Annotated in this window: 18 protein-coding genes; 5 read left to right on the top strand and 13 right to left on the bottom strand. The window is 54.2% G+C overall.

Going from position 1 to position 17,307, the window contains the following annotated elements; translation table 11 throughout:
• Positions 1-215 precede the first annotated feature (215 nt).
• Positions 216-1,598, top strand: coding sequence for an ATP-dependent RNA helicase DbpA (dbpA, locus tag ACMGGP_RS02925; RefSeq protein ID WP_167423921.1), 1,383 nt, complete (start codon positions 216-218; stop codon positions 1,596-1,598).
• Positions 1,599-1,633: 35 nt separating this feature from the next.
• On the opposite strand, the gene ACMGGP_RS02920 is transcribed toward dbpA, so the two are convergent.
• Positions 1,634-2,026: a YgiW/YdeI family stress tolerance OB fold protein gene (locus ACMGGP_RS02920; protein WP_033785405.1), complete on the bottom strand. Its 393-nt coding sequence runs from the start codon at positions 2,024-2,026 to the stop codon at positions 1,634-1,636.
• Between the two features lie 167 nt (positions 2,027-2,193).
• Between ACMGGP_RS02920 and ACMGGP_RS02915 the strand changes: the two genes are divergently transcribed.
• From ACMGGP_RS02915 to ACMGGP_RS02905, 3 genes are all read left to right on the top strand, one after another.
• The gene (locus ACMGGP_RS02915) at positions 2,194-3,156 is read left to right on the top strand and encodes a chemotaxis protein (RefSeq protein ID WP_010255217.1); all 963 of its coding nucleotides are present in this window, start codon (positions 2,194-2,196) and stop codon (positions 3,154-3,156) included.
• Between the two features lie 80 nt (positions 3,157-3,236).
• The gene (locus ACMGGP_RS02910) at positions 3,237-3,386 is read left to right on the top strand and encodes a hypothetical protein (protein WP_022625169.1); all 150 of its coding nucleotides are present in this window, start codon (positions 3,237-3,239) and stop codon (positions 3,384-3,386) included.
• A gap of 299 nt (positions 3,387-3,685) precedes the next feature.
• Entirely contained in the window at positions 3,686-5,263 is a 1,578-nt protein-coding gene (locus tag ACMGGP_RS02905) for a methyl-accepting chemotaxis protein (protein WP_010255214.1), read from the top strand.
• 283 nt (positions 5,264-5,546) lie between these two features.
• Here the strand turns inward: ACMGGP_RS02905 and ymcF are convergent, their stop codons facing one another.
• From ymcF to proB, 10 genes are all read right to left on the bottom strand, one after another.
• A complete protein-coding gene (ymcF, locus tag ACMGGP_RS02900) occupies positions 5,547-5,711 on the bottom strand; it encodes a cold shock small protein YmcF (protein ID WP_498798710.1) in 165 nt (54 codons plus the stop codon).
• 9 nt (positions 5,712-5,720) lie between these two features.
• Entirely contained in the window at positions 5,721-5,933 is a 213-nt protein-coding gene (cspE, locus tag ACMGGP_RS02895; protein WP_003854408.1) for a transcription antiterminator/RNA stability regulator CspE, read from the bottom strand.
• 381 nt (positions 5,934-6,314) lie between these two features.
• The gene (locus ACMGGP_RS02890) at positions 6,315-8,069 is read right to left on the bottom strand and encodes a putative phage tail protein (protein ID WP_033766603.1); all 1,755 of its coding nucleotides are present in this window, start codon (positions 8,067-8,069) and stop codon (positions 6,315-6,317) included.
• Between the two features lie 203 nt (positions 8,070-8,272).
• Positions 8,273-8,566 carry a hypothetical protein gene (locus tag ACMGGP_RS02885; RefSeq protein WP_010255207.1) on the bottom strand — a complete coding sequence of 98 codons (294 nt, stop codon included), beginning with the start codon at positions 8,564-8,566 and terminating at the stop codon, positions 8,273-8,275.
• Positions 8,563-8,910, bottom strand: coding sequence for a DUF7940 domain-containing protein (locus ACMGGP_RS02880; protein WP_010255205.1), 348 nt, complete (start codon positions 8,908-8,910; stop codon positions 8,563-8,565). The genes ACMGGP_RS02885 and ACMGGP_RS02880 overlap by 4 nt, the downstream gene beginning before the upstream one ends.
• Positions 8,907-9,374, bottom strand: a complete 468-nt coding sequence (locus ACMGGP_RS02875; protein ID WP_010255203.1) for a glycoside hydrolase family protein — start codon at positions 9,372-9,374, stop codon at positions 8,907-8,909. Before ACMGGP_RS02875 ends, ACMGGP_RS02880 begins: the two co-directional genes overlap by 4 nt.
• Positions 9,375-9,578: 204 nt before the next feature.
• The gene (locus tag ACMGGP_RS02870) at positions 9,579-9,857 is read right to left on the bottom strand and encodes a transcriptional antitermination N peptide (protein ID WP_071785064.1); all 279 of its coding nucleotides are present in this window, start codon (positions 9,855-9,857) and stop codon (positions 9,579-9,581) included.
• A 423-nt stretch (positions 9,858-10,280) separates the two neighbouring features.
• Positions 10,281-11,012, bottom strand: coding sequence for a S24 family peptidase (locus ACMGGP_RS02865; protein WP_010255201.1), 732 nt, complete (start codon positions 11,010-11,012; stop codon positions 10,281-10,283).
• Between the two features lie 359 nt (positions 11,013-11,371).
• Complete coding sequence (proA, locus tag ACMGGP_RS02860; RefSeq protein ID WP_033766601.1) at positions 11,372-12,625, bottom strand: glutamate-5-semialdehyde dehydrogenase; 1,254 nt, start codon at positions 12,623-12,625, stop codon at positions 11,372-11,374.
• 10 nt (positions 12,626-12,635) lie between these two features.
• The gene (proB, locus tag ACMGGP_RS02855; RefSeq protein WP_010255198.1) at positions 12,636-13,739 is read right to left on the bottom strand and encodes a glutamate 5-kinase; all 1,104 of its coding nucleotides are present in this window, start codon (positions 13,737-13,739) and stop codon (positions 12,636-12,638) included.
• A 237-nt stretch (positions 13,740-13,976) separates the two neighbouring features.
• On the opposite strand from proB, the gene ompC reads away from it, so the two are divergent.
• Positions 13,977-15,089, top strand: a complete 1,113-nt coding sequence (gene ompC / locus ACMGGP_RS02850; protein WP_489737669.1) for a porin OmpC — start codon at positions 13,977-13,979, stop codon at positions 15,087-15,089.
• A gap of 411 nt (positions 15,090-15,500) precedes the next feature.
• On the opposite strand, the gene crl is transcribed toward ompC, so the two are convergent.
• Together crl and frsA are read right to left on the bottom strand one after the other, a co-directional pair.
• On the bottom strand, positions 15,501-15,902 hold the full coding sequence (gene crl / locus ACMGGP_RS02845) for a sigma factor-binding protein Crl (protein WP_003851176.1): 402 nt from the start codon (positions 15,900-15,902) through the stop codon (positions 15,501-15,503).
• A 132-nt stretch (positions 15,903-16,034) separates the two neighbouring features.
• On the bottom strand, positions 16,035-17,282 hold the full coding sequence (gene frsA / locus ACMGGP_RS02840; protein ID WP_033779697.1) for an esterase FrsA: 1,248 nt from the start codon (positions 17,280-17,282) through the stop codon (positions 16,035-16,037).
• Between the last annotated feature and the right edge of the window lie 25 nt (positions 17,283-17,307).

The raw sequence follows: 17,307 nt of genomic DNA, 5'->3' as shown, positions 1-17,307 counted from the left end.
CAAAGGATCGTCATCCTGGAACAATCATATTGAGTCGGGGTTAATCTATAAAAATAAACCACCTTTTTCCCGTAAACTTCAGTCTATTCCTAAGCCCTCTGACAGATATAGTTTCATACTGCTAACCATCGAGGTTCCCGTTGCTGTCAGGCGTGCTTTCTGCCAGACTTGCCCCGCAATAATGCCCTACACTTTCAGCCTCAGAGGCCGCGCCCGTGACCGCTTTTTCTACCCTCAATTCGCTTCCCGACAGCCAGCTCGAAAACCTGCGCGAGATGGGCTACACCAGCATGACGCCCGTGCAGGCCGCTACGCTGCCCGCCATTCTGCAGGGACGCGACGTGCGCGCGCAGGCGAAAACCGGCAGCGGTAAAACGGCTGCCTTTGGTATTGGTTTACTGCACCATATCGACAGCGCCCGCTTTCAGACCCAGGCACTCATTCTCTGTCCGACCCGTGAACTGGCGGATCAGGTAGGCAATGTGCTGCGCCAGCTGGCGCGCTTCACCCGCAACATCAAAGTTCTCACTCTGTGTGGAGGACAGCCGATGAGCGCACAGCGTGATTCGCTGGTGCATCCGCCCCATATCGTGGTCGGCACGCCGGGTCGTATCCTCGACCACATTAACCGCGAAAACCTCAAGCTGGACCAGCTCAGCACGCTGGTACTGGATGAAGCCGATCGGATGCTGGAGATGGGTTTCCTGAATGATATGGAAACGATCATTGAAGCGACGCCCACCTCGCGCCAGACGCTGCTCTTTTCCGCCACCTGGCCAGACGGCATTACGGCTATCAGCACCCGCTTTCAGCGTGATGCACTGAGCGTGGTGACAGAAGATGTCAGCGAACTGCCTTCAATCGATCAGCAGTTTTTCGAAGCCAGCCACAATGAAAAACTGGGTCTGCTGATAGCTCTGCTCAGCGATCGCCAGCCCTCATCCTGTGTGGTCTTCTGCAACACCAAACGTGAATGTGATGATGTCGCCGCGGCGCTTAACGCGCGTGATATCAGCGCCCTGCCCTTGCATGGCGATCTGGAGCAGCGCGATCGTGAACGCGTGCTGATCCGCTTCGCTAACGGCAGTGGTCGCGTGCTGGTCGCCACCGACGTCGCTGCACGCGGACTCGACATCAAATCGCTGGCGATGGTGGTTAACTATCAGCTCGCCTGGGACCCTGAAATTCACCTGCACCGTATTGGTCGTACGGCGCGTGCGGGCGAACATGGCGTCGCGGTCAGCCTGGTTGCTGCCGATGAGATGGCTCGCGCGCATGCGCTGGAAGATTTCCTGCAGCAGAAGCTGCCGTGGGTCTCTGCCAGCACGCTGAAAAAGGGCAGCAGCAAGCCGCTGCCTGCAGCTATGATGACCTTATGCATTGATGGTGGCCGTAAAGCCAAGATACGTCCGGGAGATATTCTGGGCGCGCTGACGGGTGAAGCGGGTTATCGTGCCGAGCAGATCGGCAAAATTGTCCTGACGCCGACCCACGCCTACGTGGCGATTGAGGCGAATCAGGCCAAAAATGCGCTGGTTAAACTCAAGCAGGGCAAAATCAAAGGCAAAACCTGCCGGGCGATTCTGCTGAAGGACTAAATAAAACGGGCGAGAAGATTATCTCGCCCGGTTTGTTACGGCTCTTCGATTTGGGTCACATGCAGCGTGGTTTTATCCCCTTTGCCCTGTACCTTGCCACTGACGCGTACTTTGTCTTCTGCGGTGTAGGTTTTACCATCAAAGGTCTTCTTCGGCGCGATAATCGGTAAGGTGCCGGTGTTGTCACGGAACTGATACCGTTCGCCCTGCTCTTTCTTCAGGATGTAACCTTCCAGCGTCACATATCCGCCCTGACGGAAATCGCGGATCTGATCAATATGCGTCTGACCGGTATCTTCTGAACCTTTATAGCCGGCATCCTGCTTGTGTTGCGGTGGTGGCGTATCGCCCGCTTTGTATCCGCCCTCTTCGGCCGAAACACCCGCACTCATCATCACCAGCAACGACGCCAAAATCACTTTTTTCATTTCACACTCCTTTATTGGAAAGGTGTCCATGTTGAACCTTCAGGGTTAATCCTGGCACATTAATTGGCGTCCGTTTTATTTCACCCTTCTCTTCTCACCTTTTTCCGTTTGCTGCCGATAACCTGTTCACACCCTATTTCACCAGCTGCGTTAATGCAGAGGCAACCATGGATAATTTTCAGAAAGAGATCGATGAGAGAGCGAACCTCGCGTTATCGAACAAGTTTGAGCTGCTGCTGTTTCGCTTAGGTTCCGATCAGCTGAAAGGCAAGTCTGAACTGTTTGGCATTAACGTCTTCAAGCTGCGTGAAATTGTGCCGATGCCAACTATCACCAAAGCCGCAGGCATGCGTTCGCCGCTGCTGGGTATGGCAAGTATTCGTGGCCAGTTCATTCCGGTCATCGACCTGCCTGCCGTGGCGGGTTGTGTGCCGGAAACCGGTCTTAACCTGCTGCTGGTTACCGAGTATGCCCGTAACACCCAGGCGTTTGCCGTGGAGTCAGTTGAGAACATTGTGCGTCTCGACTGGAGCCAGGTGCATACCGCCGAAGCCGGTATCGGCGGCCGCAACATTACCAGCATCGCCTGCCTGGACAGTGACAAGCAGAGCAACGAGCTGGCGATGGTGCTGGACGTTGAGCAAATCCTGTATGACATCATCCCATCGGTGCGCGGCGTCGAACCGGAAGCGGCCAGACCGCGTGCCTTCAACTACCGCCCAGGTGCGGTGGCGATTGTGGCAGAAGATTCCAAAGTCGCGCGTCAGCTGCTGGAGCAGGGTCTGAAGAGTATGGGCATTCCGGCGCTGATGTTTAACACCGGTCTGGATGCCTGGGAAAAAATTAAATTGATGAGCCAGGAAGCGCAGGCTGCCGGCGAATCGATTCACGACAAAATCGCCCTGGTGCTGACCGATCTGGAAATGCCAGAGATGGATGGTTTTACGCTGACCCGCAACATCAAGCGTGACCCGATCCTCAAGGCTCTGCCGGTCGTCATTCACTCCTCACTCTCTGGCAGCGCCAACGAAGATCATGTGCGCAAAGTGGGTGCCGACGGTTATGTGGCGAAGTTTGAGTTGAATGAGCTGTCAGACGTGATTTTCAACGTTCTCGACACTGCCCGCTAAGCGAATGCGGGCCGCTAAGAATGCCCGGCACGCTTTTACTTTTTAGCCAGCGGAATGGCTGACCTGATCAGGAACCGACTATGCACATTGAAACTTTACCCGTTACGCCTGCACCTGCTACGCCTTCCCGTCAAAAGGTGCTGCGTGGCCGTTTACGCCAGCTGGCCTGGATTAGCGCCGTCACATTAAGCGTCGCGTTCTGGACAGGCCTCTACTTCTTAGTTTTCTGAATCCATTCATCCTTGTCTGGATCGGGCTGTCAGCATCACTGCTGACAGCCCTTTTTTTTGTCTGAATTTCCTCTGGTTATTACTTAACCATTTCTGATGATTTTTACTGACTATTTATTCACCCGGCGTTATTACTTAAAAATTATTAAAGGTACAACTTCGTGCTCCGATAACAGTATGCGCGAGATCACCTTTTTGCCTGAGGCTGTGACCACAGACATCAGCAAGGCACTGCGCACAACAGCAGGAAACCTGAGTTTTGCTAACAAATTGATTAATAATAAAACGGGGAAGAGAACATGTTCAGTATCAAGAATATGAAGGTGGGAATGCGGCTCGCAGCAGCCTTCGGTATTATTGTGACGTTACTGATAGTGATTGGCGTGACATCCATAACCAGGATTAACAGCATTAATACGGCGATCGCCTCGATCGTTGACGATCGTTATGTGAAAGTACGACTGGCATTTGATGTGCGCGATGGCGTCAACGATCAGATCAAATACCTGCGCGGCATGGTGATCGATACGACACGTCCGGAAATGAATGTGAAGCGTTATGGTCAGCTGGATGAAGCCACGCAACGCACCAACAGCGCAATGAAAAGGATCGAAGATATTCAGGTCACGCCGGTCGGCAAGAAAAAGATCGCCGGTCTGCTGGCCTCTTCGCAGGCTTTTGAGAAAGTTAAAGCAGAGCTGATCACCCTGGTGAAGGCGGGCGATTTTGAGGCTGCCAGCACCTATGTCCTGAAATCGATGACCGCCACCCAGAACAAATTCCTTCAGGATGCCGTGGATTTTGCCAACTCTCAGGACGCACAGTTGCGCAGTGAAGGTCAGGGTATTGTGGAAAATGGTCAGTCGGCTATCTCCATTACGCTGATTTTCTCCGCGCTGGCGATTCTGGCGTCTATTCTGCTGGGCTACTTCCTGACCCGTTCTATTGTGCGTCCGCTGGTTGCAGCGGTTGACGTTGCTGAACGCGTTGCCGCAGGCGATCTGAGTTCACAGATGCAGGTGACCTCACGCGATGAAACCGGCGTCCTGATGCAGGCGCTGCAACGAATGAACGATAATCTGCTGTCGATTGTGACCGAAGTGCGTACCGGTTCCGACACTATTGCGGTGGCCTCTAATCAGATCTCCAGCGGGAACCTTGATCTTTCGACCCGAACCGAACAGCAGGCCAGTTCGCTGGAAGAGACCGCCTCTGCCATGGAGCAGATGACGTCGACCGTGAAACACAATGCCGACAACGCGCGTGAAGCCAATCACCTGGTTTCAACCACTTCCAGCGTGGCGCGTGAAGGTGGCGTGGTAATGGAGCAGGTCATTGAGAAGATGGAAGCGATCGCCCTCTCCTCACGAAAAATTGTCGATATCATCAGCGTTATCGACTCCATCGCCTTCCAGACCAATATTCTCTCCCTGAACGCCGCCGTTGAAGCGGCACGCGCGGGTGAACAGGGTCGTGGCTTTGCGGTGGTGGCGAGTGAGGTGCGTAATCTGGCGCAGCGCTCAGCCTCAGCGGCCAAAGAGATTAAGGTACTGATTGAAGATTCCGTCGCTAAAGTCGATGAAGGCAGCAAGCTGGTGACACACGCCGGTTCAACTATCGGCGAAGTGGTGAACAGCGTGCAGAGCGTGGCAAACATCATGAGCGAAATCACCATTGCCAGCAGCGAGCAGAGCAGCGGCATCAATGAAATCAATCAGGCGATTACCCAGATGGAAGCGGTGACGCAGCAGAACGCCGCGCTGGTACAGGAAGCGTCAGCCGCCTCACAAGCGCTGCAGGATCAGGCAGAGCGTATGGCGCAGGCGATGAGCGTATTTAATACCGGCAAGCTCTCACTGCAACCCGTACTGCGTTAATCCCTCTCAACGGCCTGCTTCGGCGGGCCAGTTTAAGAATGATGACGATAAGAGCAGATAGGTTACAGGCAACAGAGCGGTTAGCGGTTAGCGGTTAGCGGTTAGCGGTTAGCGGTAAAAGTTAAACAGGGAAAGTGAAAGTAAACAGGAAGGTAAAGAGGCAAAGGTTTGAGGTTTGAGGTTTGAGGTTTAAGAAGGAGGAAACGCAGAAACAAAAAAGGCTGCCAGAGGCAGCCTTTTATTACTGTAAATGCAACAACGCTATAAAGCTCACTAGCCTTAATCAGAGAGCGCGAAGCTGACTCTGAATTGCAATCCTTGCCAGGTTCACCTGAACCACGACAGATTTGCAGAAAATGCATTTCGCTCCATGCGGGTTGGCTCTTGTAACATCAAAATGTGATGTACGAAACTGTGAGCCACTACAGTGAGGACATTTAAAAGTAATTTTCAGTCCTTAGAGACCAACAACGTTCGCAGCAGCTGGGCCTTTGGCGCCATTTTCTACTGTGAATTCAACTTGCTGACCTTCATCTAATGAACGGAAATCGGTGCCCTGGATTGCAGAGAAATGTACGAATACATCTTTGCTGCCGTCTGCAGGAGAGATGAAACCGAAGCCTTTCTCTGCGTTAAACCATTTAACGGTACCGCGAATTTTGTTAGACATGCTTAAATCCTTAATATATCGAGCCTTCCGGCATACATAATGGCCTGAGAACAGATTTTAATCAGAACGTAAGAGAAGACTCAAAAAGAAGGGATGTCTCGCGACAAACTTAGAGATGAGAACTGCTTTGGTTACTTACTTTGATAGTGTCTGTTAATCAAACCGACGATTCATTAGGCCACACTTCTTAAAGTGACGCAAGCCGTAATTCAAATTAATCGCAATCAGCCCGCTGACGAGGATGAAGGCGAAAGGCTGTGTCAGGGAGACTGTCTGGCTTCACAATGCAACTGTGACTTTCCCGGCGACGTAAAAAGAAGCGGAGATAATGTCAGATCAAAAAAGGGCGAGGCCGGAGCCTCGCCCAAAACATGCCGATCATCAATCGTAGTAAGGAACCTTACGGTCAACGCCGTTGATATTGATCAGCACAAAACCGGTCGGAGCGGTCTTATTAGTCGGCGTACCCGCAGCAGTAGCCAGCGTAACCACCCCTTTTTCGTTGGCCCCGATGCCCGCCAGCCCGTTGTGCATGCCAAAACGTGCAGCGGGTTTCAGGTTGCTGATTTTGGTGATGTCCGTAACCACCGACATATCAGCCTGGAACAGCGAGCAGGAACCGGTATCGAAGCGGGTCGGACCGGTCGTCTTCAGGTTGAACATGGTCTCGCCGCTGTTCGCTCTCAGCTTGACCCAGATTACGGCATAGGTGGTCCCTACCCGGCCATAACGAATGTCCAGCACGGAAGGCTGACCCATATGGTAAGCATCCGCCCAGACCGTCTCCAGTCGCTGGAGGTTGATCAGGGTTTTACCGGTGCCCACCACATTAACCGGCGAACCGGCGGTGCCGGAGGGCGTGGTCGCATCCGCTTTCCCGATCAGCTCCATTACCCATTGCTGGTTAGGCGCCGGGAAATAGAGCTGCCCCAGCCGATACCAGTTGTCGGTATCGGTGTTGTTCACCACTTTATAGCCGCTGTAGTAGCCGGCACGCAGCGAACCGGTCATGAACGTGCCGTAGTTCTCATCCCGACGATAGCCATATTCGAAGGTCGATAACCACTTACTTCCGGCCAGATCATTGGTGATTTTCGCCCCCGCCTGCAGGTTGATATGACGCATCACCACGCGGGCATTATTGAGATTGAGCGGCGTGCCGCAATCTTCAATGTTGAGCGTTTCGATGTTCCAGCCGCCATCCGACAGATCTCCTGGGTTAGTCGTGTGCTCAATCCAGACGTTACGCATGAGCCCCTGTGTGACGCGTGGCATATAGAGCGTCGCGTCGCCATAGCCCGACTGGAAGTTGGCATTACACAGCTCAATGGCGGTTGAGTGGTCCCAGTTCCCCTTCGGTGTGTTTGACCAGCCGACATCAAACACCCGTGAAAAGGTATTGGAGCTGTAAATCTGATCGAACTTACTGTCGAGCGTATCCTGCAGCTTAAAGACGGTTCCCCCGGTACTTTGCGCCTTGAAGCAGAAGATATTGACGATCTGGCCTCCGACAATGGTATTTTCAAAGAACGGCTGCGTGTTACTGCACTGTTCAGGCGTGACGGTGACTTTGGCCGTGGTGTCGACAGTCCCGGCGTTAGCCTGTCCATGCCAGCAGATGCCTTTAATGACGATTCGACGCGCATTAACCTTAAACACGGTTTTCGCGCTTTTATCAGAAACAATGGTGGTACGCGGTGCCGAGCCGAGCTCGATATCATCGCCTGCCAGACCAAAAAACGACAACTCCGTATCGCTGATATCGATGGGTGAAATCAGGAAGCGGCCCCCCGGAAAACGCACCGGAATCGCTTTCGCGTAGGCGTTGTAGGATTGTGTCCATGCCAGCATCCGCTTAAAGGCTTCAGTGTCATCGGTCACGCCATCCCCTTTCGCGCCAAAGTGCAGAATGTTCACTTCGGCGGGATCGTTGATGGTGCGCTTCCAGTAGAAACCGTTACCCACCGCCACCGTACCGCCATCATCTTTCAGCGGAGTGGTGCTGAGAAAACCGACAAAGTCTGCGCCGCCACGGAAGCTGGAGTCCTTATCGTAATAGCGTTTAAGGCTCGCGACTTCACCTGATTTTGGTGGAACAGTGGTACGCAGTTCAGCAAAAGAGTTAACTTCGATCATAGAATCCTCCTCAGGATCATAGAGATATCGCGCTGAAATCAGCGCACTACTTAGCCGCAGCCGGATGGCCGCAAAGGGAGTCCCACATGTCGTTGTGGGTGTTGATGGCGCGCACCGTACGAACGTCCATTTTTTGCGCGTCATCGCCGTAGGTATAAAGAGGGGAAAAAAGTACGCAGGCAGAGTCGGTGATCGCCACCGGCTCAGGGTTTGTGGTATTTCGACTGCTGCAGCTTGTCGCGAGCAGCAGCGTCATCAAGGCTATGGTTGTCAGTCGCCACACGGTTAGCCTCCTCGCGGTTATGTTGTTGCTGTTGCGCTACCGCGGTGACGCGGGACGCCTCCTGTTGCGCGTTATCGACGTCAGAACGCGCTTTTTGCTGCACTTTGCCGATTTTCTTGCCGCCGAAATAACTGGCGCCCAGCGCCGCGATGACCGCAGCCAGCGCGGCGATCCAGTGCCAGCTGCCGCCCAGTAAGGTGGTAATCAGAGTCATGGCTTCGCTCCTTCAGACTGCTCCTTCGCATTGAGCAGGTTTTTCTGACGAACAAATTGTGCAATCACCCCCATCGCCACCATGAAGGCGCCCACCAGCCCGAGGTAGTTGTGCGGCAGAATCGCTTTAACGTCTTCGGGCAGTGCACTCCAGGCATCAACCGCGGCAGAAGGAAACGACTGCGCCCAGGCGCTGAGCATGGAACCCAGCGACGCAAGCCAGACAGACCAGGTTTTGAAAAGCAGACGAGCATGAGAGACAAACTGGAGGGTGGTAAAGCGCTGCAGCAGCAGCAGAATGATGATTGCCGTCAGCACGGCGGTGAGAAACATGAGCCATCTCATAGCAACCCCCTGTAAACCGCATAGGTTCCGCTGCGCATCATCTCCGCGTGACGTCTGGCGCGGCCCGGCGTCTGACGGGCCCAGAGGCTGTTCATCATCGCGTCAGCCGCATCATTAAACTGTTCAGCCACGATCGCGCTGAGCATGTTTTTGAACTGCAGGACGCCCTCGACGCCCAGCTGATAAGCCATGCTCAGCAGCACGTCGGTGCGGGCGTCGTTGCACTTCGCCAGCGCATTACGCAGCAGCTCCCTGCCCTGCATCTCCTGAATTTTGTTTTCAAGAATGCACTGCTTCCAGACATCACCGACGCGCCGTGGCACGCGGAAAGCGTAATTACTCAGAGACGCCCCCTTGGGTCCAATGCGAATGCCGCCGGCCACCGTGGGAAAGCCCAGCGTGTCGAGATAGGGCGTGTCGACATACCCCTCTTCAAAATTCAGTACTGCGATTATCTGGCTCATAACGACTCCTCAATGACGGGTTAAAGCAACTCAGCCTTGTGAAAAGAAATACATAACGCTCGCTGATCATTACTCAGCACGGCGCAGCAGAAGGCCTTACTGACCCTGCAGCAAAACTGAACAGTAATTCAGCAAATTGCGCCCAGTGAGAACTGGAGAAAGCGAAGAGTTTGCCGGAACGGAAAAATGCGTTTTCTGCGCGTTTCAGCTCACGGCGTAGAGATGAACGTGCGGAAGACAGCAATTGTCGAAACTGGGTGTTTCCTGACTGGTGACGCGGGGTGCAGTAATTGCGCGGTCAACGCGCGGGGCGACCTGACGCTGGCAGATTTGCTCTGCACGTCTCAGGGTGGGTGTTTCAGTTGGGAAGTTCAGGGCCTCGTCGATGCTCTGTGTCAGGCTGCTGAGAGGTTGGCGCCGCCGGTGGCGACGAGTACGTGCGTTGCCTATAAAAACGCTTTTGCCATAGTGAATTATCGCCATAACTCCTCCTGTGAATGAGTCTTTGGCGATGGGGTGGCAGGCGCGAGCTTTCGGCGAACCGAACGGGCCCGAATGTCGCGTATCACGGTCGCACGCTTACCTCCCGGCTGCATCAGCAGTCAGGTGGAAAGTAAGCGAGGGGAAATAAACGGCATCTGACGACGCTGCATTTTGCGCATCCACCCCATCCCAAAGTTCACTAACTTTGTGGTGGTATGATTCGCGCTTGTGCAGCGCCTCAATTGTTTAAGAGCGGCTCGTCCCTGAAAGAACTGCTTCGTTCATCCATATCCAAATTATTAACAGGTTCTTATGCTTTATCAAACACTGTTGGTTAATTTTTTATTTACCGCTGGTTAAATTTATGAATTTATGCCGATTATTTTTTTTTCAGCCTTCCTGAAAAAACCGGCAGAAGTGGCCTTAACCGAGGATTTGATAATGTCGCGCCTGGCTCATGATCACTTTGGCCAGTACCTTCAGGCTGGTGACGTCATCATGATTGAGATACCAGGTTTCATAGCGCTTATTATCTGATATCACAGCAATTTTCTTATGCTGCAGCTGCAGGCGCTTGAGATAGAGCTGCTCATCGAGGGTAAAAATATAGATGCCGTCGCCGTCGAACATCCGCACGCTGATATCCACAAACAGCTGATCGCGCGGCGCAAAGGTGTCAGCCATGGAGTCACTGTTGATAGCGATTAACCGGATGTTTTCCGCCGGGCGCCCGTTGAACAGCACCCGCGCCTCATCCAGACCATATTCGATCGCCTGGATAGTCTCGACAAACTCATCACGCGCGGGCAGGCCTGCAGCACTTCGCTGACCAATGTCGAGGCTATCAATCCGAAACACATTCTTCTGACCGGTGAGCGCACTTAGCGTCACCGGTTCAGCAGGTTGTTCCATACCGTATTGCAGCCACTCAACCCTGACGCCCAGCAGCTGGCTGAGAGCCAGTAAATTGCCGCCATCCGGCACTGACTGCGCGTTAAACCACTTCCACACTCCCGGCGTTGAAATCTTACAGCCTTGCTGCTGCAGAGCCCTGGCAACCTGTTTGTTTCGTCCATGTCCGGCAATGCCGGCACTCTCACAGGCCGCTATCAGCCTGGCGGTGAAAGCTTGTCTTGTACTTTCTTTTTTAACCATTAGTTAATAATCAGCCATAGAAGAGATACTGGATGTTATTTTCATTATTGCTACCAGTTCATTTTATATTACCGCTCGTTTACTACCTAACCGCTTTATCAAGCATTCCTGATAATCATTATCCGCTTCAGCCCGCGGCTGGACAAAAAATATTGCCTCAGGCCGCGTACAGCCCCGGCTTTCAGGAATGTTCCGTAAAAAATTGCGTGAATATCAGCCAGAATAATGGCCAGTAGTGACGAGACCGGAACGGAAATTAAGCTGATGCGCAGAAAACTCTATCTTTCACTGGACCGGAAAATGGAGCTAAAAAAACGGGAGTCTCTGAAAGACTCCCGCTTTGTTAAAAATTATGGCAGTTATGGCCGGAGCGTATCGTCGCCCCATGCTATCCATTTATAGGTCGTCAGCGCCTCTAATCCCATCGGGCCACGAGCATGCAGTTTCTGTGTACTGACCGCCACTTCGGCCCCCAGGCCAAACTGTCCGCCATCGGTGAAGCGGGTGCTTGCGTTGACATAGACCGCTGAGGAGTCGACCTGACGGACAAAACGCGCGGCGTTGCGGGTATTACGGGTCAGGATGGCATCCGAGTGCTGCGTGCCGTGCGTACGGATGTGATCGATCGCCTCATCCATATCCGCCACTAATTTGACGTTAAGATCCAGCGACAGCCACTCATCATTGTACTGCTGCGGATTCACCTGCGTGACCGATGCCGGGCCTTGCTGCAGCTGCGCCAGCACGTTGCTGTCAGCATGCAGCGCGATCGCTTCCTGTGCCATACGCGCGCTGAAGGCGGGCAGGAAACGATCGGCAATCGCCTGATCCACCAGCAGCGTCTCCAGTGAGTTACAGGCGCTGGGACGCTGTTTCTTGGCGTTGACGATCAGATCAAGTGCAGGTTCGATCTCCATCGTCTCATCAATATAGATATGACAAACGCCGATGCCGCCGGTGATCACCGGAATAGTGGAGTTTTCCCGGCACAGCTTATGCAGCCCGGCTCCGCCACGCGGGATCAGCATATCGACGTAGCGATCCAGCTTCAGTAGCTGATTCACCAGCTCGCGATCCGGATTTTCGATCGCCTGAACGATCGCCGCAGGCAGACCGTGCTGTTTGAGCGCGTTCTGGATCACCCGGACGGTGGCCGCATTGGTGCGCCAGGTCTCTTTACCGCCGCGCAGAATGGCGGCGTTACCGGTTTTCAGGCACAGAGTGGCGACGTCCACCGTGACGTTGGGACGCGCCTCGTAGATCACGGCCACCACGCCCAGCGGCACGCGACGACGCTCAATGCGCAGCCCGCTGTCGAGCTGACCGCCGTCAATTAATTGCCCCACCGGATCGGCCAGCTGACAGACCTGGCGCACATCGCTGGCGATGCTGCCGAGGCGTTGCGGATTGAGTGTCAGCCGGTCCAGCAGCGCGGCGCTCATGCCGTTCTGACGCGCATCGGCTAAATCCAGCTCATTTGCCGCCAGAATGTCTGCGCTTTCCGCCTCCAGACGGTCGGCAATGGTCATCAGAACCTGATTTTTCTCTGCCGTCGACAGATCGGCCACGGTGTAAGCTGCGGCGCGCGCCGCTTTTCCCATCTCTTCAAGCATTGTCCGCTCCTTAACTGACGATCATGTCGTCGCGGTGAACCGCCACCGGGCCATATTCATAGCCCAGGATTTCGCTGATCTGCTGGCTGTGATGACCGGCAATCATCCTCATCGCGTCGCTGTTGTAGCGTGAAACACCATGCGCGATATCCCTGCCCTGCAAACTGCGGATACGGATCACTTCCCCACGTGAGAAATTCCCCTGAATAGCACGGATCCCTTTCGGTAGCAGCGAACTGCCGCGTTCAATAATTGCTGCTAGCGCACCATCATCGACGGTGAGTTCACCTGCCGGAGGCGCACCGAAAATCCAGCGTTTACGATTTTCCAGCGGCGATTGCTGCGCATGAAAGCGCGTACCGACCGGCTTGCCGTCAATAACATCGCTGATTACGCCGCTGCGACTGCCTGAGGCGATGATCACATCGATACCGGCGCGGCAGGCGACATCCGCCGCCTGAAGCTTGGTCGACATGCCACCAGTGCCAAGACCCGATACGCTGTCGCCCGCCAGGGCACGCAACGCATCATCAATCACATGGACATCACTGATCAGCTCAGCCTCAGGATTGTTACGCGGATCGGCGGTGAACAGTCCCTGCTGGTCGGTCAGCAGCAGCAGCTTGTCGGCACCGCCGAGCATCGCCGCCAGCGCCGAGAGATTGTCGTTGTCACCCACTTTGATTTCAGCGGTGGCGACGGCATCGTTCTCATTGATCACCGGCACAATGTGGTTATCCAGCAGCGCGCGCAGCGTGTCGCGGGCATTCAGGAAGCGCTCGCGATCTTCCATGTCGGCACGGGTCAGCAACATCTGACCAATATGGATACCGTAGATTGAGAACAACTGTTCCCACAGCTGAATCAGACGGCTCTGCCCCACCGCAGCCAGCAGCTGCTTTGAGGCGATGGTGGGTGGCAGTTCGGGGTAACCCAGATGTTCGCGTCCGGCGGCCATCGCGCCAGAGGTCACAATCACAATGCGGTGGCCCGCCGCGTGCTGCTGCGCACACTGACGAACCAGTTCCACCATGTGCGCCCGATTCAGCCGACGGGAGCCGCCGGTGAGAACGCTGGTACCCAACTTGACCACTAAGGTCTGACTGCCACTCATATTTCCTGCCGTAGTGAAAAATTTTTACGAAAGGACGTTTTAACAGGAGTCGATAAGGAAGCCAACAGCCAGCGGGGGAAAAGCACGAATTTACGCGGACAAGGACGTAGACCAAAAGTTCAGGGTTAACAAGAAATCATGAAAAGTGTCATAAAAAGTTCATCGCGGACGGGTAAAAAGTCCGTGCTTTACAAAAACTTTCATTTTTTACGGCGTTCACATTGGGATTGATAGCAAATGAAGAAAAGCATACTGGCCATGATCCTCTCCACGCTGACGCTGGCATCTGCCGCGCAGGCTGCCGAAATCTATAACAAAGATGGCAACAAACTGGACTTATACGGCAAAGTTAAAGCTGAGCACTACATCAGCGATAATGCCAGCCAGGATGGAGACAAGTCCTATACCCGTATCGGCTTTAAGGGTCAGACACAGATTAACGACCTGATGACCGGTTATGGTCAGTGGGAATATCAGTACAACGTCAATAACTCCGAAGGCAGCGACGCCAACAATGGCAACAAAACCCGCCTTGGGTTTGCTGGTCTGAAATTCTCGCAGTATGGTTCGGTCGATTACGGTCGTAACTACGGTGTGCTGTATGACGTTGAGGCCTGGACCGACGTGTTCCCGGAATTCGGCGGTGACGGTACAGCCCGTTCCGATAACTTTATGACTCAGCGCGCTACCGGTGTGGCGACTTACCGTAACAACAACTTCTTTGGTCTGGTCGATGGGCTGAAGTTTGCGTTGCAGTATCAGGGTAAAAACGACGCCACCAGCGCCAACACCCGCACCGACATCAACCGTCAGAATGGCGACGGCTACGGTGCCTCACTGGGCTATGCCCTGGGTGATTCCGGTGTGAGCCTGATGAGTGCCATCACCTCTTCTGACCGTACCAACCAGCAGCAGGCACGCGCCTATGGCGGCGGTGACCGTGCGGATTCTTGGGGTGCAGGCGTGAAGTATGATGCCAACAGCGTCTACCTGGCGGCGATCTATACCGATACCCGCAACATGACACCAATCAGCGGCACCAACCGTAACACCGGTGCTACCGTCGCGGGCGCAGCCAACAAAGCGCAGAACATCGAACTGGTGGCGCAGTATCAGTTTGATTTCGGCCTGCGTCCTTCCATTGGCTATGTACAGACCAAAGGCAAAGATATCGAAAACGGTATCGGCGATGCGGATCTGGTGAAATATATCGACGTGGGCGCGACCTACTACTTCAACAAAAATATGTCCGCCTTCGTTGATTACAAAATCAACCAGCTGGATGATGACAACGCGCTGTCGATTAACAACGATGACGTGGTCGCGATGGGTGTGACTTACCAGTTCTGATTTCAGGCTAATGCCGCACAGCATAAGCTACAGAATGTGTGAGCGTAAAAAAGGGCGCGTTTTTCAACGCGCCCTTTGCTTGTTAACAACATCTGGCCCGCTCTGCTATGAGATCGAGCTGGCGCACGGAACACGGTCAGATCGGAAAGACGCAAAAGACGTCATCCTTGACAGGCTCGGCCCGCGCGATTACGCACCTCATCCCTGAGGTGCGCCCGTTGCCGGGCCAACGCTTTGCGTTGTTCAAAAACGCTCCCGGCGTTTTTGTCCCTGGCGCGGGACGCTTTCCTCTTCTGCCCATGTTCCCTGCGTGTTGAGCTTATTCGTTGCTGCCAGATTCACCCTACTTGAGATTTGTCAGCAGTTTGTGGGCAAACGTTTTAACTCACCCTTTAATCTCTAAACACCCAATCAGGCGCTCAGCTTCACCGGTTTCTCATCGAAATCGCTGGCCGGAATCAGATCCAGCTCGAACTCTTTCAGCATCGCTTTCAGACGGGTATGGAAATTCCGTAAGGTCTCTTCCACGCGCGCCGTATTCTCTTTGCCTTTGATGGTTGCCACCGACCAGTCACCCTCTTTATCGAACAGACCGATATGGTAGACATAGGTAAAGTGGTCAGCCTGCGCTTCCAGCTCCATCCACCAGCCCCAGAACTCACGCAGTTCCGGTGCCGGTTTCACATTAACGCAGGCAGCCAGGCAGTCGAAAAAGAACCGGGTTTCGCCACATTTCCCATCGCGAATATAAGGCCCAAGCTCCGTAAAGCGCTTAAGCAGGCGACTGCGGGGATGACCACTTGGTAACGTCATGCTGAATCTCCATAGATTTTGACCGCTATACAGCCTTGATTTTCCGGACGGCCAGGGGATGTCATGTTTCGCTTAACGGCAGCCCGGAAGAATTCCGCTACTAGTTGTAGCAAATACTGTAAATTTTGCCAGTTACCTTTTTAAACGCTTCTCCAGCCAGTCGCAAATTTCATTCAGCGCCTTGTCGAAACTGGCCATCATCGGCTTCACCGGAATCAGCAACGCCTTACCGTCTGACGAAGAGTTAGCGATCAGCTTGCTCTCCTCTTCCGGGCTGAAAAGATCGTTTTGCCAGTAGCCCGACAGCATGGGTGTCGGCGTCCGGCGGCCCAGCAATCCCTGCGTTTTCAGCGAATATCGATTGAGTTCGGTACGCAGCGCACTGTCAGAAGCGGTTGCCATGCCCAGCCGGCTCGCCAGCATATCCATATACATATCCGGGATCTCATCCTGCAACGCTGTCTGCGTCAGCAGCGCATGCACAATCGGGCCAAGACAGGCGACCCCACGCAGCCGCTGCGATTCCAGATAGGCCAGTCGTACGGCCACGTTAGCGCCAAAGCGATAACCAAACGCCGCCACGCGGGTATGGTCGATCCAGGGCACGTTTTTCAGATCGCGCAGCACCTGCTGATGCAGAAAGCTGGTGTCCTGATTTAGCGTCCATTTCACCGAGTTGCCTACCGACGGCACATCAATGGTCAGCATGGCGATGCCGCGCGGTGCAAGGTAATCATGGAACAGGCGATAGTGATCGCTCTGTAATGAGTCGAGCGCGCCACAGAACAGCACGGTGGGATAAGGCGCTTCAACGTCAGGCGGCATGTGCAGAAAGCCGTTAACCGGGCTGCCACCCTGAATGGCGAACGTCAGCGGTTTCAGCTCGCCCGGCAGGCGTTGAGTCGCCTCTTCATAGGCGCGGTTCGCCAGCGTCTGCGCCTGGTCGGCCAGCTCATCCCCTTTTATATAGGGATAGGCCGCAACGCTGTAGAGATGCGCCGCGTGCAGCCAGTAGTCGCCCGCCTCGCTGTCGTCGGTGGCCTCCAGCGCTTTCTGCTGCCAGATACCCGCCTGTTTACACCATTCGAAATGCCAGTTGCCGCCGCGAAAACCGATTACAGTGTCGAGCAGCGTCTCATCCGTATGTTCAACATTGCTGATGGCAATCCGAGCCAGCACTTCGCTGATCTCCTGCGGCGTCAGGCCACGCCATGTCCACATCAGCTTATTCAGCATACGATACCAGCCACGCTGGCTGTCACCATCCAGGGCTGAGTGGACATCCGAAGTAGCATGATGGTGGCGGCGAACCAGGGTTGAGGTTTCAGGATGTTTAAAGCGCGGTTTGAACAACTCCTCGCTGAGATTTTTGCTCGACATACTCACTTCTCCTGCAACAGAAACG

The sequence above is a fragment of the Curtobacterium sp. BNK-1 genome (assembly GCF_048685235.1).
Classification (GTDB): Bacteria; Pseudomonadota; Gammaproteobacteria; order Enterobacterales; family Enterobacteriaceae; genus Pantoea; species Pantoea agglomerans.
The sequence above is the reverse complement of the archived record's forward strand: the minus strand, read 5'-3'. Positions and strand labels throughout refer to the sequence as shown.